Genomic DNA, 16,201 nt, shown 5'->3' with positions numbered 1-16,201 from the left:
AGTGGCTGTTCAGCAGTTGGTGAATGATTAGGGCCATCAGCTAAGCAGCAACTTTATTTTTCTGTTTTCATTTGAATCATGACATTAAATCTCGATTCAAACGGATATCAATACTTGGCTAGTCTACTTTGACTTAGTAGACTGTCAACCACCAACAAGGAGCAAGGTTTACATCTGTGCAAAAATTAATCAACACAATTGATCTGGAATTTGACCAGCAGCACGTCTGGCATCCTTATACCTCGACACTCAACCCACTGCCATGTTACCCGGTAGAGAGTGCTGACGGGGTCTACCTAAAACTGGAAGACGGACGTGAGATTATTGACGGCATGTCATCCTGGTGGTCGACCATTCACGGCTATAATCACCCGGCGCTCAATCAGGCAGCGAAGGCGCAGATTGATAAAATGTCCCATGTGATGTTTGGCGGCATTACCCACCAGCCAGCTGTCGAGTTATGCAAGAAGCTCGTCGATATGACACCAGCGCCGTTACAGCATGTCTTTCTAGCCGATTCAGGGTCGGTTGCTGTTGAAGTCGCACTAAAAATGGCATTGCAGTACTGGCATGCCAAGGGCGAGCGCCGGTCAAAGTTCCTGACCGTCAAACATGGCTACCACGGTGATACGTTTGCGGCTATGTCGGTTACCGATCCCAACAACTCCATGCACAGTCTCTATAAGGGCTTCCTGCCCGAGCATATTTTTGCCCAGTCGCCTGAGTGCCAGTTTGATGAGGAATGGAGCGAGGAAGACGTTCAGGACTTCAAAAACAAATTAGAATCCCACCAGAATGATGTTGCAGCGGTGATCATCGAGCCAATTATACAGGGCGCCGGTGGCATGCGGATCTACCATCCGACCTTCCTCAAGCGGGTACGCGAACTGTGCGACCAATTTGGTATCTTGCTCATCGCCGATGAAATTGCCACCGGCTTTGGCCGTACCGGCAAACTGTTTGCCTGCGAGCACGCTGGGATCAGCCCGGATATAATGTGTGTCGGCAAAGCACTGACCGGCGGTTACATGACGCTCTCTGCCACCCTGGCAACCAAACACGTTGCTGACACCGTATGTGGTGGAGAAGCCGGCTGCTTCATGCATGGGCCGACATTTATGGGCAATCCGCTCGCCTGTGCCGTTGCCAATGCAAGCCTTGAACTGCTGCAGCAAGGCCAGTGGCAACAACAAGTTGCCAACATTGAAAAACAACTGGCTGAAGCCCTGCCCGAGATCGGCAAGCTTGATAAGGTAAAAGATGTGCGTTGGCTGGGGGCAATCGGGGTGGTTGAACTCTACGAACCTGTCGATATGGCCAAAATACAGAAGGATTTCGTAGACAACGGTGTCTGGATTCGCCCTTTTGGCACACTTGTCTACATTATGCCGCCATTTATCATTAAACCACAGGAACTTAGCCGCCTGACTTCCGCAATGTTGCGAACTCTGCAGTAGTATCGAAAAGCAGACAATATCCCAAAATTGTCTGCTTATACTAATCACTAACGTTACTACTATTACATAACGTCAGTGAAGGCTATGAATTATGCAGTTACCCCTTTTTCCATTACAACTTTATTTATTACCGGGTGGTATCAGCAAACTCAGGATCTTTGAACCAAGATATACGCGCTTAGTCAAACTTGCGATGGCTTCAGGTGAAGGCTTTGGTCTTTGCATGAAAGCTGATGACACGCTTTGCCACTTTGGCACTCGTGCCATCATTACCGACTTTGAACGTTTATCCGATGGCCTATTAGGCGTCACTGTCAAAGGTGTCGAAAAGTTTGTCATCAACAATCATTGGCAAGAGGACGATGGACTACGATTTGGTGATATCACATTAATGAAAAACTGGTCTCCGACGGAGATAAAATTTGTCGACCGTGATATTTCCAATAGTCTAAGAGCCCTGTTTGATGAATACCCTGAGCATGCAACAAACTACCCCATACCGGATTACAACGATATGACATGGGTATGTCAGCGCTGGCTGGAAATATTACCTTTGGAAACCAACCAGAAACAATGGTTTATGAGTCGTAGTGATCATCGTGCCGCCCTGTCTTTTCTACACAACATGATTGATGAGCAATTAAACCAAGAATAATACGAGACAGGCGGTTTCTTTCAGATAAGTCTCAATCTATGTCTATGGACGTGCTGATTCACAGCGACATGATTGAGATCCCACATCACCAGACAACTCCAGCGGCCAATCTGGCACTACCCTCTGCCATCACGCGCTAGCCGTTCATCCACTTGCCGACGGTACCAACTTGATAACCGGCAGCGAACAAACGGGATTTGGATAACCCATGCCACAGGCCTCAGCCACCAAATCTGCTTCAGCAATAAAATGTAGGCATCAATTTCCCGGTAAACCCTCCCCTCCTCATCCCGAACATGAAGCTCCCTGAGAGCCAACGCCGGATCGATACCGTGCTGCATCAGGTAGCCTTCTTGCCCAGTAATATCAAACCACCTGACTTGGTCAATATGCTTACCTAGCCAGAGCTCATACCGGGCACGATCTTCGACACAGCTGGCACAGGAGCCATCATAAAATACAGTCAAGCGAGCTTTAGCCATTACACCTACTCCTCAGGTCATATCTCACATCCTAAGCTGCTCTATTAATTGTAGGAAACAAGCACCAAAATTAAGCCCTAGATGAGCATTTTGTTGTAAGTTTACGACAAATTTAGGTGATAATAGTGATAACCATTATTATTTATGCGGAAAACTAGAAAATTTAGCTAAATTCTCACCAGCCAAATTGATTAAATATAGTGAAATAATTGTTTCCATAACTGAACTAATGGCTTGCCCCGTCACAAAAAAAATACTGTAACAAGCTGAAAAACAAAATAAATATATCAAAGCCAATTTTAACATTCGGATAATAATCACAAATCGCCTATTTGTCATACTTATTGAGGTGCAAAAACAAATAGCCAGATTCATTTTCCTACCTAGAATACTCCCCCCACAACGTCGCCGGGCCACTATGCCTCTACCGACAATGAATAATTAGAAAAATAACTTCAAAAAACACAATCCAAACATCGACTAATAATAGAGTGGGATAAAGAATGATAAACCTTGCAATATCCGTTGTACCGATTTTGCTTCTTATCTGGATGATGACAAAGAAAGACGCCCTACCTTCACATATTGCGCTTCCTGTCACCGCCCTAATCATTGGCTTACTGCAACTCTTTTACTTTGGTACAGATGTCACCTTGCTCTCTGCCAATATGATCGCCGGCATGCTGTCTGCAATCACCCCAATTTCTATCATTGCAGGCGCCATTTTACTGAACCGTGTTATAGCCCTTTCTGGTGCTGAAGCGGTTATCCGTCAATGGCTCGAAGGGATCAGCCGCAACCAAACAGCCCAATTGATGATCATTGGCTGGGCATTTGCCTTCATGATTGAAGGGGCATCCGGTTTTGGTACTCCAGCCGCTATTGCCGCCCCTATTCTTGTCGGCTTAGGCTTTAACCCATTGAAAGTCGCTATGCTGGCGTTGGTGATGAACTCAGTACCTGTCTCGTTCGGTGCTGTAGGTACACCGACCTGGTTTGGCTTTAGCAGCCTGGGACTGGATGAAGCAACATTGATGGAAACAGGCCGCCTGTCTGCCCTGCTCCACTCGATTGCTGCCTTTATTATCCCAGTGATCGCACTAAAATTTGTTGTCAGCTGGCAGGCAATTCGACGTAACCTGCTGTTTATCCAACTCAGCATACTTTCTTGTACTGTTCCATATCTACTGTTTGCCCAGTGGAACTACGAGTTCCCGTCCCTGATTGGTGGTGCTATCGGCCTGACGCTGTCTATCTTACTGGCACGATATAACATTGGCCTGGAAACCCCTGAGTCAACATCTCAGGCAAAAAACGCACCGATCCCTTTCAAGACGGTACTAAAGGCGATGAGCCCGACGCTGCTGCTGATCCTGATCCTGATCGTTACTCGTATTCAGCAATTGGGTATCAAGGGCATGCTGACTGACAGTACCCCGCTATTTAACCTGAGCCTTGGCTTTAGTGACCTAAGCGTCAGCCAGGCACTGATCATTAAGCTAAGCAATATTCTGGGAACAGAAACCAGCTGGGCCTACAAAACACTGTACGTACCAGCATTGATCCCTTTCCTGTTGGTGGTACTGATTTCTATCCCGGTACTGGGCATGCAACGCAGTACGGTCAAGCAGGCTTTTGTCGAAACGGCAAGCCGTATCAAGATGCCATTTATTGCCCTGGTCGGCGCATTGATCATGGTGAAGTTCATGATGATTGGCGGCGAGAGCTCCCCAATCATGACAACCGGTCAGGCTTTCTCCAACCTCATGGGTGCCAACTGGCAGTGGGTCGCATCCTACCTCGGCGCACTAGGTGCATTCTTCTCTGGCTCTGCAACGGTATCCAACCTGACTTTCGGTGGTATCCAGCAAACTATCGCGCAGAGCGTTGCAATACCTGAAACGACGATTCTTGCCCTGCAATCAGTGGGAGCCTCGATGGGTAATATGGTTTGCATCAACAACATTATTGCCGTATCGACCATTTTGGGTATCGCCAACAAAGAAGGCTATATCATCAAGCGTACCGTCGTGCCGATGGTGCTATACGGTGTGATTGTCGGCTTGGTTAGCGCATTTATCTAATACAGTCGACCCTATATCGCAATCCGTGTACAGCGTGAACCATCACGCTGTACACAACGAATAACTACCACAATATAAACAACGGTTTAACCGTCACTGGAGCTATATCATGAAGGTAAACTTTTTTGCCACCTGTCTGTGCGACACGGTCAAAGCCGAGGTTGCCAAAAAGTCTGTCGTGCTTTTGGAACAGCTTGGCTGCGAGATCATCTTCCCCGAGAAACAAGGATGCTGTGGCCAACCTTCATTGAATAGTGGCTACATTGAAGGCAGCAAGCCGGCGATAAAAAACCTGATCGCCGCCTTCGAAGAAAATGATCACCTTATCGTTACGCCTGCTGGCTCTTGTGCCGCCTCGATCAAACGCTATCCGGAATACCTAGCCGATGAGCCTGAGTGGGCAGCCCGTGCTCAGAAAGTGGCTGATCGCCTATTTGAACTGACCCAATTCATCGTTAACGAGCTGGGTGTCGAAAACGTTGGTGCTCGCCTTAAAGGCCGTGCGGTTTACCATCCCTCTTGCAGCCTGATCCGCAAGCTGGGCGTACGCGAAGAGCCACTACGTCTACTGGCCAATGTCGAAGGCCTTGAGATGGTGCCAATCAAGAACCAGGAAACCTGCTGTGGTTTTGGCGGTACATTCTCCGTCAAAATGTCTGAAATTTCCGGAGAGATGGTCAAAGAAAAAGTCCACCACATCAGCGAAGTCGAACCTGAGTACCTCATTGGTGCCGATATCAGCTGCCTGATGAACATCGGTGGACGTATGACCCGTGAAGGGCGTCCGGTCAAAGTATTGCACATTGTTGATGTGCTGATGAGTCGTTAAGAGGGCGTTGTTATGTCGATGAAAACCAGCAATATAAAATTTAAAGATCGTCTAGACGTTCAGATGAAAGACGACTTCATGCGCAAGTCTGTTGCCAATGCGCAGGAACGCATGTTCACCAACCGTGCTATCGCCGCTGAAAAGCTCGGCAACTGGGAAGAGTGGCGCGAGATGGGAATGGACATCCGTAACCACGTACTGGAAAACCTGGACTACTACCTCCAGCAGCTAAGCGACAACGTACAAAAAAACGGCGGCCATGTTTTCTTCGCCCGTACCGCTGAAGAAGCGACGGCCTACGTCGAAAACATCATCCAAGAGAAAAATGCCAAGAAGGTCGTCAAATCCAAGTCAATGGTGACAGAAGAGATCGGCCTGAACAAAATCATTGAGCGCAATGATTGCGAAGTAGTAGAAACCGACCTTGGCGAGTATATCCTGCAGGTCGATGACTGCGATCCACCATCCCATATCGTGGTACCGGCGCTACACAAAAACCGGATGCAAATCCGTGATGTGTTCAAGGAAAAAATTGACTATCAGGGCTCGGACGATCCGGAAGAAATGACTCGCTATGTACGTAACTACATTCGCCATGACTTCCTGGAAGCAGACATTGGTATTACCGGGTGTAACTTCGCCGTGGCAGAATCCGGCACGGTTACTCTGGTAACCAACGAGGGTAATGCCCGTCTGGCCACCAGCCTGCCTAAGACCCACATTGCCGTCATGGGCATGGAGCGTATCGTCCCGAGCTTTGAAGAGCTGGATATCGTTATCAGCCTGCTATGCCGCAGCGCCGTTGGCCTGCCTCTGACAGGTTATGTGACGGCGCTGACCGGGCCTCGTGAAGATGAACACTGTGACGGACCGGAAGAGTTCCACCTTGTGGTCATTGATAATGGCCGTTCCGACATTCTTGGCTCTGAGTTTAAAGATATTCTTCGCTGTGTTCGCTGTGCTGCCTGCGTCAATACCTGCCCGGCTTACCGCCATATCGGTGGCCAGTCATACGGTTCAATCTATTCAGGACCAATTGGTGCGGTGCTGTCGCCTCTGCTAGGTGGCTACGATGACTTTAAGGATCTGCCATATGCCTGTAGCTTATGCCGATCTTGCCACGACGTATGTCCGGTAAAAATCCCACTATCAGATTTATTGCTCAAGCACCGTCAAAAAATGGCTGAGAGCAAGCAGACACCTCTGCTTGAGCGTGCCTCTGTCAGTGCCTTCAACTTCGTCAATGCCCGCCCGCTGCTATGGGGCAATACCGTAAAAGTCGGAGCAACAATGGCCAGCGGCCTGATCCGAAACGGTAAGCTACCCGTCAATGTTGGCGTCAGCGCATGGACCGAATCACGTGATTTACCAGAGCCAGATGGTGAGTCGTTCCGTAGCTGGTTCAAAAAACGTAATCAGGGATAAAGGTGGAAATTATGACTAACTACGACTCAGAAAAAACGATGGATCAGCAACAAACTGACCAGCGAATCTATAACCGTGATAGTTTCCTGGACAATATTGCCCAAAAGCTAGGCCGCGAGCGCAAAACAACGCCTGTCGAGCGCCCAGCCCTGAAATACCGCTGTCATCATGATGTGATGGCAAACAACAGCCAGGCGGAGCTTAAAGCCGATCTAATCAAGTATACCGAGACGGCCCTAGGCGCCCGTGCGGTAGAAACGACAAAGGCCAATCTGGCAAAGACACTGAAATCGGTTTGCCTGCATTATTGCAGTAACGAAGAAACCAGCGCCGAAGGTGATGCCGAGCACTACGAAGGCGAAACTATTCTTTCCGCAGATAAAAGGCTGCTGGCCCTGGTTGATCCATCAGAGCTGGAAGAAGGACAGCACGTCGTGCATGTTTGGAACCAGTCTGCTGGTTACGAGCCGAATATTACCATTGCCGAGCGGGCAAAGGTCGGTGTGGTCTTTGCCGAACAGGCGCTGGCTGAATCTGGCACCATGGTGCTCTATAGCAACCCAGCCCAGGGCCGGGCCGTTAGCCTGCTGCCGGAAGCTTCGGTATTTGTCGTACCCCAGAGTGCATTGGTTGCACGCCTGACCCAGGCAACCGCCGCCCTGCATGAAAAAGCCAAGAACGGTGAACGCATTCCGTCTTGTGTGAACTTTATTTCAGGCCCGAGCTCAACGGCTGATATTGAATTGATCAAGGTTGTCGGGGTTCATGGCCCGGTCTATGCCACTTATATCGTGATTAACGATATGTGATCAGATCGCAACTTCCCTGATCCCTGTTCATCCATAAAAGATGCGGCCGAAAGGTCGCATCTTTTGTGTTTCTGCCACCGTCACATTTAGCTATACCCAAACCACTTCAAGAGGCTGAAACAGACATCTTGAAGTGGTTTGGGTATATAATGCTGTCAGTTTCGAGGAGTAACTGTTTCCATGCCCCAAATTGATGATCTCGTCTTATTTACCCAAGTGATAGAACACGGCTCGTTCAGCAAAGTCGCTGAACTCAATAAGATCACAAAATCTGTTGTCAGCAAGCGTATCAGCAAACTCGAGTCAGAGCTCGGTGTCCAGCTCATCTACCGTACAACACGTAAACTGACCCTCACCGAGCCCGGTGAAATTTTATATCACCGTTCAAAAGATATTCGCCAGATCGCCCAGTCGGCATTTGATGCTGTCACGGGTTTCAGCGAAACCTTGTCCGGCCATATCCGGATGTCTGTCCCGACGATTTCAGGTGAATTATTACTGGCAGAAGCCGTCTCCGACTTTTGTCAAAAACATCCCGGCATGACCGTTGATATGTCGCTGGATAACCATTTCGTCGATCTCCTATCCGAAAATGTCGACTTGGTGATCCGTACCGGTTACCTCGAAGATTCCAGCCTTATTGCCCGCCATATCTTTAACTCACGCTGGATCATTTGTGCATCCCCACAATATATCGAGCAAAACGGCATCCCAATGACGCCAAAAGCGCTGCAGCATCACAACTGCCTCGGCTATAACCAGCAAAGTACCGGGCCGTTTGACTGGCAGTTTGTGCGCAATGGGGAACTCTATACCCTTAAAGTCGCTGGCAACTTTTCTTCAGACAATGCCGCCGCACTTCGCAAATCCACGCTGGCAGGTAATGGCCTATCCTACCTGCCAACGTGTTTGATCTATGACGATCTTCAGAAAGGGAATTTGATCGAGGTACTACCTGAGCATACTGGTAAAGTTGTCGGCATCTATGCTGTCTATCCTTATACCCGCAAGCCCGCCAAACGTATTCAGGCACTGATTGAGCATATCCGCGAGCGTTACCTGGAAATCAAAGATCGGTTTTAGCTTCATATCTTAAGGCCCTTACAGGCGCCTAAAAAAGAACCGGCAAGCTATTCGTTACCGGTTCTTTCATCAGCTATTCACTATCTAGAGGGCATGCAATTACTAGACACCCGATCGCTACGGTCGAATATGAGTAAACTCAACAGCCACTCTCTGGCGGTTTTGAAAATCATTTAAGCGCCCCTCCTCTATAACCTTGGCCGCCTCACCCCGAAAATAATAGGGCTGTAGTTCTCCATTGAAATCAGCAGGGAGGGCATAGTAAAGCCGTGCCACTTTGTTATGCCATGATTGTGCGCCCAGATAACCCACCAACGCATGTTCGAACTGATGGTACCCATTGCCCCAGTGAAATTGCTTGGTGGACTTGGGGTTTAACCCCACTCCCCCATATTGATGATCCACCCAGACATCAAAGTATTGATTCAGTGTAAAGTACAACTGCTCCGTTTTTATCCCCGGCTCCAGCATATTCAGCGTCAAGGCAGCCTGATCCAATTCCGCCCATTGCCAGGAAGAGATATACCAATTGTATTCACCGCTGCGCCAGGTGGGAATGGCGGGCATACCTTGCCACTCCTTGTACAAACCCTCTGATAAGAATGGTTTAGCCTGCTCCGAGGGCATCGTATAAGCCGCCCGATCCAGAGTCACCTTCATTCCTTTCTGGCCGAGCTGTTCCCATTCAGGCTGTTTCAGGTAGCGTCCCACCAGGTAGGTCATCCAGTACGCCTTAATGGTGTGCCCATAGTCATTATGACGGGCATCAAAGGTTTTTACTGCGGGATGGTGAATCGCGCCGTAAAAACGCTGTTCATCGGCGGCATGATATTGAGCCAGCATTTGCTCGGTTAGCCAGTAGAGATCCTCGCGCCATTTTTTCTGCTGCGCTTCAGGTAACAACGGCGTAACCAGTAACAGGTAGGCATTGATCTGATCCAGCTGTGCAACAAGCTCTTGCTGTTTGCGATATTGTTCGTCCCCGTCTTCAATCACCCACAGCAGTTGGTTGGTCGCTCTATCGCGGTATTTGCTGAAAATGAACTCTTGCTGCTCTATAAGCACTTGCTCAACGATAGGATCGCGGGTGAGGTAATAATAGAAGGCCAAGCCCACGATCGCATAGGCTTGATCTTGAGAAGTGCGTTGTTGCCACTTCAGGCCTGGCTTTCCGTTTTCCCGGAAACTGATCATCCCACCATTGCGCTGATCTTTAAGCTCTTCTAACAGAAAATCCACACCAGCCTTTGCCAGCCTCAGCGCTTCAACCTCACCTGTCAGATGGAAAAGTACCCCATAGGCATAAATTTGCCTCGACTTCATCCGGGTATAATCACGGGTAAAGTTGTTACTTATCCAAGATTGGTTAAGTTCATTGCAGGGCTTTTCAATGTTTAGCAATGAACCGTTATCACAGCGAAAGGTCGGGAAATTACCTATTGGCTTTCCTTTCGCTGTGTCCATCATCCAAAAGGGCCGTAAACCGCTTTCTACATGCTTGAGCCATTGCTCACCAGTCGGCAATGGATATTGCTCTGTAGAAGCCTGCACTACCGCTGTTTGAAAAACAAACAATATACTTAGAAAAGACAACAGCAACCGCTTGGGAATTTTTATACGAGCTTCCATGGTGAGCCTCTATAGTATCCACTAAAGTAGGCGGATAATATAATGACTTTGAATTGCACATTCTGTCTTCAAGATCACAGCACAACAGACCTTATACTTAATTCATCTCGATATGGTTACGCAGAGTTAAGTTAACAGCTACGAGATCTAAGATTCATGTTTTGCACCTTCTAGACCAATTGAAGGAAAAATATAGTCTACGAGCAGCTTAAAAGGATAATCCTCATCCTGTCCAATAAAAGCACCCGATGTCATTACAAAAACTAATTTTAAGTCTGGAATGATAAACATTTCCTGTCCACCAAAACCACGCATACCAGCAATTTTTAATCGCTTTCCATTTACTGTTATTTGCGGAAACCACCAATTATAACCATATTCAATCGTTTTGTTTGGCCAAAACTTTCCTTTGGGCTGCAAACTCTCTTCAGCCCAATTTTTTGAGAAAATCCGTTTGTCATTCCAAACGCCATTATTAAGGTATAACTGTCCTAATTTGGCTAAATCACGCGATCTTAAGTAAAGGCCGGATGACCCCAAATAATCACCGGTGTTCTCATGAGCAAACCAATCATAATTAGAAATTCCAAGCGGTTTAAATAAGGCCTGTTCGGCATATTCCCTTAGATCCATTTGAGCTATATTTTCAATCACACCACCAAGGAGTACACTCATTGCCCCTTGGTAGACAAACTGCTCTTCTGGTTCATACGCAACCCCTTTGTTAAGGATGTAAGCGTAAGGATCTGGAGATAGCCACATCCCCATTGCGTCACTCGGCCAAGCTCCCCACTCAGCCCAATCAAGGCCACTGTTGAAGTTCAGCGCATGTTTTAGCTGAATATGCTTTTTCTTATCAAGATCAGCAACATCTCTATCAGCAAAGTAATCAAACAAAGGCACATCGATACTCGGGATCATCTTTCTATATAGCAGGTTACCGATGAGTGTTGATGTGACTGTTTTAGTCACTGAACGCATCTGATGGTAAGTATCGGCCGATGGTGGAAAATAGACAGGCATTGGAGTCCCATCTTTGGCACTTCTTACCGGATAATACTGCTCAAACACAAGCTGCCCCTCACGTACAATAAGCAGCGACTGGACACGTTTGCTCTTTCTTCGCGTGACGTGATTATGCAGATCTATTAAGGTATTGGGATCAAAGCCAAGATCGGTTGGCGGACTGACCTTCCAATCACTCTGAGCAGAAGCCTGAGTCCAGTTAAAAGTACTCATATCTATTTTTGCTGGCCTCAATATGAGCCAGCCAATAACGAACACTGCTAATACGCTCAAAGGTACTATCAACAGCCATTTACGGGAATGATTTTCAATCATAATATACCTAGGTAGAATTGTGTTTTTTTGATTCTGATAAGCTGGGTACACAAAACAATAAGTACTGTGTATTGAGGATAATTTATTTTCGTATTTTTCTTAACACGGCTCTAAATAGCTCTCTTACAAAAATAACAAAACCTGACTCCGGATAAGAAGCGTTATATTCATCTAGCGCATAACTATAATTAGACTTGAATTTCTCATCAGCTTCTTTTTCGTTATCTGCATAAATATAATCATCTTCAACAACGAAGCCTTGCTGCATTAGCTGTTCTTTCTCCTTAATAACACTTTCAGAGTCTGAATTGAGAAAAGTATAATTTCTTCGTTTTGTATTTGGTTGGGTAAAAAACTGATATTTAGCCATAAGTTTCACAGCAACATCTGACAATGAATAACCATATAACGACACAGCTCAAATTTTTCCACAAGTTAAAAAGTCACAGTTCACAGCAGATATCAAATAATATGAATCAACAGCAACACTAACCTTTCATCACAGACAAAAAACATGAAACAAAGCGTGATAAACATCACAAAAACAACTGTGTTTTTATACAGTGCCTTTTGATTTGTATACTCTTTCAATACGCGAGCTAAGCTTCAATTCTCATGAAGCTGCATCCCTCACCAGCAACAGTCTTGCACTGTTTAACGACAACAATAGTGAAAGAGCGATACTCAATAATGGATTTCAATATGACCGTGACGAATGATTTAACATTAGCTATCTCACGAATTGAAAATGGACTTACGCCACCCGCAGATAGCCAACAAACGCCTACATGTAAATCATTTAGCCTTCAGGAGCGGATGAAACATCTTAATATCCCAGGAGTTAGTATCGCCGTTGTTAATGGTGGCAGGCTTGAATGGGCCCGGGGATATGGTCAGCTAGCAAAGGGAGAGAGTTCACCTGTGAGTACTGACTCACTCTTTCATGCATGCTCTATGAGTAAACTTGTCACCACAATAGCTGTGCTAAAACTGGTTCAAAACAATGTGTTAACTCTCGATGAGGACATCAATCTAAAACTGAATGGGTGGAAAATGCCAGATAATGCACTCACCCAGGAACACCCCGTCACTTTGCGCCACCTGCTAAGCCATCAAGGAGGTATCGTTGATCAAGATGGCTGCTTTGGTGTTTACCAAGCTGAAAACCCTTACCCTCAATTGCATGATATTCTACAAGGAAGATCAGAATACAATACCAAGCCTGTTCAAGTTGAATACTTACCAGCCAGTCAATTTTCATACTCTGACGCTGGTTTTTGTGTGATAGAACAGCTTATTATCGATAACACTGGGAAGTCACTTCAAGAGGCTGTAAAAGAACTAGTTTTTGATCCCTTAGGAATGAAAAACAGCTGCTTTCAACCTACTATTGAGTCTATGAATGCCCCTCATGTAGCGTTTGGACACAACAAGCAAGGCAACGTTGTCGACGAAAGAAGACCAATCTATCCCTACCCAGCCGCTGCAGGGGTATGGTCGACACCCTCCGATTTGAGCCTGCTAATCATCGAATTACACCGATCATTGGAAGGAACCGGAAAACTGCAGATTTCATCAAACCTCGTTCAAGATATGCTGACATCACAAGGTGTGACTGACTGGGCAGGATTAGGGGCATTCCTAGGGGGAGAAGAAGCGCAAACACGCATGATGTCATTAGGCTGGGGGGTTGGCTTCCAGTGTATGCTTATCGCTTATCCCTACCTCGGTGCCGGAGCTGTAGTAATGATGAATTCTGATCCGGGATGCCATCAGGACAAAGGGTTGATTGGTGAGTTAATCAGGTGCATCGAGCAAGAATATAATTGGAAGGCTTCCTAATCATCTTCAACAACAAATGATCAACATACACCGCCTGTTTGGCTACAGCTGCCCGCGTTACCGTGTGAACTGAATATGGAAACGAAGCTATCAATAATTATTGATAGCTTCGTTCGAGCATAACATTTCACAATTTGTTCTTATCAATTGTAGATATTGTCAAACCGTCGACTTTGTCAGGCTTTCTGCATAAAACCATTCTAAAATCTTAGTATCTTCAACTACTCAGTAACAAACCTCATGGCTCATTTTCGATGCTTTTTACTGGAGTTTTCTGGGGATTACTCAAGCTTAGATCACATACAGCCACACTTTTTTTGTTTAGCATTACTCGGATTCGAAACTTAAGACTTCGAATTCGAAAATAATGGACGATAAGCAGAGGGGCTAACACGTCCTACTACACAAATGATCCATCAATATAAGAACAATTAATCACACAATTTATCAGCGCTGCTGAGATAGGGAAAAACATGGCACGAGGGAACATGAAATCAATTCGGTATATATATCCACTTTATTTTACTTGCTTCATGCTCATTGTGGGGCTGGTAACCACACTTGGAATAACCTACTGGGTATCACCCAAATTAGTTGCAAACGAAGAAACCATCATAGAAGGCGTACTGCAAGCTCTTAATGATGAAATATCGATGGAATTAGAGCAAGTTCAAGCACAGCAGCGAGTGATCACCCAAACAATTCCACTTGTCTCTAGTGAACAAATTGACCAAATACTACCGGGTATGGTCGACCAATACGGCAACCGCAAAGTGTTTGGAGGGGGGATCTGGCCGCTTCCCGGGCAACGCCAGCAAGACATTGAGAAGTTCAGTACCTTTTTTCACCGTAATACCAATAACAAACTGATCGAGAATACCTACTGGAACTCTGCAGACTCGCTTAATTACTACGAGCAAGTTTGGTACAAAAATGGCCTCGCTGCGCCTGAAGGACAGTGTGCTTGGGCTCCGGCCTACAAAGATTCGGCCAGCACTGAAGCTAGGACAAACTGTGCGATGTCAATCTTCAAAAATGGTCAGCGCTACGGTGTGGCAACCATTGATCTCACTCTGGGCTTTTTCAACAACCTTGCAGCCGACAACGAGCAAGCGTTAAATGGAAATATTCTTATCATTGAATCGGATGGAAAAATACTCAACAACACACGGAGTATTAGCCGCCCGCTTGTCCTTGAAAACCTCTCATCAGTCATTCAGCTATCGCCTTTTGCAGCCAATGTTCACCGCTATCTCTCGCAAGTTAAAGAAGGTAATCCATTACAGATCAACTATGATAGTAACGGTATCGCTCATACCCTTTTCATGAATCGAATTTCTGGAACCCCATGGATAGTGGCTTTCAGTACTGAAACAGCCTTACTTGAAGTAACAACCCACTCTATTCTAGCAACCTTAGCTTCAATTCAATTGCCCATTGCCGCAGCCATTATCGTATTTTGCTTCATTGCCTTCTCGCGACTAACCCTGCGCCTTGAGTCCTTACGCAATAACATTGAGTCTTTATCATCAGGCGAGGCTGATTTAACCGCTGAGATCAATATTAATAAACATGACGAAGTAGGAGATATTGCAGTATCTGTTAACCACTTTATTATCTACTTGCGCAATATGATGGGCTCGGTGTCTAACGCCAGTGATCAGATTTCAGGTATTATCGATAAAGTTGAAAGCCAGAGTCGTACCAACCAAGATATTGTTGATCAACATGCTGATGAAACGGTACAGGTGATCACAGCAATAAATGAAATGGCTTCGACTGCAGAAGAAGTCGCCCGTAATGCAACTGACACTGCAACGGTCACTCACAATACCACTAGCTCTGCTGACCAATCGAAGCAGACCATCAACAAAGCCAGTGAAAGTGTTTCATTACTGATGGATCAAATTGAAACAGCATCGGCAAATGTCACGGACATGAACAAGGAAACTCAAAACATCAGCTCAGTCCTTAATGTTATTCGTGATATTGCGGAGCAAACAAATCTGCTGGCATTAAATGCAGCGATTGAAGCGGCACGGGCCGGTGAGCAAGGCCGAGGTTTTGCTGTCGTTGCCGATGAAGTTCGCGCACTCGCTGCACGTACCCAAAACAGCACCTCAGAAATCAATGAAATGCTAAGCCGTCTGCAAACCGGGGTCAATACTGTGGTCACAGCGATGGGCAGTACCAAGACCCGCTGTCAGGTCGTCGTTGATGATACGCAGCGCGTTAACGGAGGATTAGATGGAATGATTGGTGCCGTGAACAAGATCAATGATTTGAGTACCCACATTGCGACAGCAGCCGAAGAACAACATTCTGTGACAGAAGAAATTAATCAGAATATGAATCAAATTCAAAATATCATTAAGATGCTAACCGACAACGCTCAGCAAACCACCTCTTCTACCCACGATCTATCTACTGCTAACAAGCAACTCAGTGAACTTGTGAAGCAATTTAAGCTCAACTGATTAGAGATAGTGTTTACCCGTAATCAAAATAATTAGCAGCCTTTACCGGCTGCTAAATTTTAAGATTATGTGGATAGGGCTTGGGCAG

General features: G+C 46.3%; 13 protein-coding genes. 9 read left to right on the top strand and 4 right to left on the bottom strand.

Translation table 11 applies throughout. The features are described from left to right. The first annotated feature begins 197 nt into the window (after positions 1-197). Both bioA and AC51G0_RS06565 read left to right on the top strand, forming a co-directional pair. Positions 198-1,457, top strand: coding sequence for an adenosylmethionine--8-amino-7-oxononanoate transaminase (gene bioA, locus AC51G0_RS06570; RefSeq protein ID WP_496301884.1), 1,260 nt, complete (start codon positions 198-200; stop codon positions 1,455-1,457). Positions 1,458-1,548: 91 nt separating this feature from the next. Then, positions 1,549-2,112 (top strand): LON peptidase substrate-binding domain-containing protein, encoded by a 564-nt coding sequence (locus tag AC51G0_RS06565; protein WP_496301259.1) that lies wholly within the window; start codon positions 1,549-1,551, stop codon positions 2,110-2,112. Between the two features lie 116 nt (positions 2,113-2,228). Here AC51G0_RS06565 and AC51G0_RS06560 read toward each other — a convergent pair whose 3' ends face one another. Further along, positions 2,229-2,594 (bottom strand): thiol-disulfide oxidoreductase DCC family protein, encoded by a 366-nt coding sequence (locus AC51G0_RS06560; protein ID WP_496301258.1) that lies wholly within the window; start codon positions 2,592-2,594, stop codon positions 2,229-2,231. 503 nt (positions 2,595-3,097) lie between these two features. Between AC51G0_RS06560 and AC51G0_RS06555 the strand changes: the two genes are divergently transcribed. From AC51G0_RS06555 to AC51G0_RS06535, 5 genes are all read left to right on the top strand, one after another. Next, positions 3,098-4,678 (top strand): L-lactate permease, encoded by a 1,581-nt coding sequence (locus tag AC51G0_RS06555; RefSeq protein ID WP_496301257.1) that lies wholly within the window; start codon positions 3,098-3,100, stop codon positions 4,676-4,678. Positions 4,679-4,787: 109 nt separating this feature from the next. Further along, the gene (locus AC51G0_RS06550) at positions 4,788-5,507 is read left to right on the top strand and encodes a (Fe-S)-binding protein (RefSeq protein ID WP_496301256.1); all 720 of its coding nucleotides are present in this window, start codon (positions 4,788-4,790) and stop codon (positions 5,505-5,507) included. Positions 5,508-5,519: 12 nt separating this feature from the next. After that, positions 5,520-6,932: a LutB/LldF family L-lactate oxidation iron-sulfur protein gene (locus tag AC51G0_RS06545; protein ID WP_496301255.1), complete on the top strand. Its 1,413-nt coding sequence runs from the start codon at positions 5,520-5,522 to the stop codon at positions 6,930-6,932. A gap of 11 nt (positions 6,933-6,943) precedes the next feature. After that, positions 6,944-7,741 (top strand): LutC/YkgG family protein, encoded by a 798-nt coding sequence (locus AC51G0_RS06540; protein WP_496301254.1) that lies wholly within the window; start codon positions 6,944-6,946, stop codon positions 7,739-7,741. A 180-nt stretch (positions 7,742-7,921) separates the two neighbouring features. After that, the gene (locus AC51G0_RS06535) at positions 7,922-8,824 is read left to right on the top strand and encodes a LysR family transcriptional regulator (RefSeq protein ID WP_496301252.1); all 903 of its coding nucleotides are present in this window, start codon (positions 7,922-7,924) and stop codon (positions 8,822-8,824) included. A 117-nt stretch (positions 8,825-8,941) separates the two neighbouring features. Here AC51G0_RS06535 and AC51G0_RS06530 read toward each other — a convergent pair whose 3' ends face one another. From AC51G0_RS06530 to AC51G0_RS06520, 3 genes are all read right to left on the bottom strand, one after another. Further along, positions 8,942-10,453, bottom strand: a complete 1,512-nt coding sequence (locus AC51G0_RS06530; protein WP_496301251.1) for an AGE family epimerase/isomerase — start codon at positions 10,451-10,453, stop codon at positions 8,942-8,944. A 147-nt stretch (positions 10,454-10,600) separates the two neighbouring features. Then, positions 10,601-11,794, bottom strand: coding sequence for a serine hydrolase domain-containing protein (locus AC51G0_RS06525; RefSeq protein ID WP_496301250.1), 1,194 nt, complete (start codon positions 11,792-11,794; stop codon positions 10,601-10,603). An 82-nt stretch (positions 11,795-11,876) separates the two neighbouring features. Next, a complete protein-coding gene (locus tag AC51G0_RS06520; protein WP_496301249.1) occupies positions 11,877-12,188 on the bottom strand; it encodes a hypothetical protein in 312 nt (103 codons plus the stop codon). Between the two features lie 308 nt (positions 12,189-12,496). Between AC51G0_RS06520 and AC51G0_RS06515 the strand changes: the two genes are divergently transcribed. Further along, positions 12,497-13,636, top strand: coding sequence for a serine hydrolase domain-containing protein (locus AC51G0_RS06515; protein WP_496301248.1), 1,140 nt, complete (start codon positions 12,497-12,499; stop codon positions 13,634-13,636). A 488-nt stretch (positions 13,637-14,124) separates the two neighbouring features. Beyond that, positions 14,125-16,113, top strand: coding sequence for a methyl-accepting chemotaxis protein (locus AC51G0_RS06510; RefSeq protein WP_496301247.1), 1,989 nt, complete (start codon positions 14,125-14,127; stop codon positions 16,111-16,113). Positions 16,114-16,201: the final 88 nt, after the last annotated feature.

The organism is Photobacterium sp. HL06 (assembly GCF_059552575.1).
Note: the sequence above shows the minus strand (reverse complement) of the source record. Positions and strands in the feature narration are given on the sequence as shown.